2 protein-coding genes are annotated in these 1,033 nt (G+C 59.4%); both read right to left on the bottom strand.

Features of this window, described 5'->3' with window-relative positions:
• Nucleotides 1-593 (bottom strand): DsbA family protein (locus U1R88_RS35610; RefSeq protein WP_322435561.1); only part of this gene is annotated, 593 nt, incomplete at its 3' end.
• Between the two features lie 15 nt (nt 594-608).
• A partial coding sequence (locus U1R88_RS35605; protein ID WP_425545539.1) for a hypothetical protein occupies nt 609-1,033 on the bottom strand: 425 nt, incomplete at its 5' end.

Raw genomic sequence — 1,033 nt, 5'->3', positions numbered from 1 at the left:
AGCGAAGGTGTTGCTGTGATGCCTGATGTGATGGCTTCGTGCGCCTGTGTTTGTACAAGGCTCATGGCCTCGCCACTGCTCAGGCAGGTGTGGATGGCCTGGGATGCATCGGGAAAGGCCTCCAAGTCAGACACGCCCTGACCGCCAGTGCGGGTGTAGGTATAGATCCACTGAACGGCCGACCAAAACGCCTTATGCCCGCCAGCCTGGCCAACGCATTCCGCAAGCGATGCCTGGCGGCTTGCGGCCGGCTCATGCTTGGTCAATGGCAGGTGATGCCATTGCAGGTTGACGTCGGAGGTGGTGTCGATCCAGCGATACAGTTCCGGAAAATAGGCTTGGCAGTAAGGGCACTCAAGGTCGGCATACAGCACCACGGTGAAGCGCGCATTCGCCACCCCGTGGCGCCAGGGTGGGCCTTCGAGATGCTGCTGTACGGTAGAAGGTGTAGGCGGGCTGGTGGCATCACGCAGCGTGACGACAAGCAACGCCAACAGAAGCAGGATCAGGGTCATCACTGCGGACAGCAAACGCCGACGACGGTGCCACATGCGTTCGGGGGATGCGGGAGGTAGAGATCGTTGGGCAGTCATGTGAGGCTCCGTCGGTCAGGACAACACGTCGTCGAAAGCTAGTGGTGTGATGCCGCGGGCGCGGTCAATTTTTTCGGACACCTTGAACGCGGCTTCGAGCTCGCTAATGCCGAATTGCTGCATGAGTTGGTAGCGCTCGGCCTTCTCCTCGGGCTCGGTTTGCGCGAGTGCGAGGTAGAGGCTGGGTGGAACCGCCCGGAACAGCACTTCCATGCTCTTGGAAAGGATCACGCCTTCTGTGAATTTCCCGGATTCCTTACGAGCCGAGAGCATCAGCGCCTTTTGTGCGGGAGTGAGTTCCCTGAACCTAGCGATCTTCTCGACTTCGTCAGGGGGCATCGACAGACAGATCCACCATTCGAACATCGACAACATCGGCTCTGCGGCCTTCGGGAGATCGTCGACGTTTTGCGTAGCAAGCCAGAACCAAGCGCGCAATT

The sequence above is a fragment of the Labrys sedimenti genome (assembly GCF_034424805.1).
GTDB classification, from domain to species: Bacteria; Pseudomonadota; Alphaproteobacteria; order Rhizobiales; family Labraceae; genus Labrys; species Labrys sedimenti.
Note: the sequence above shows the minus strand (reverse complement) of the source record. Positions and strands in the feature narration are given on the sequence as shown.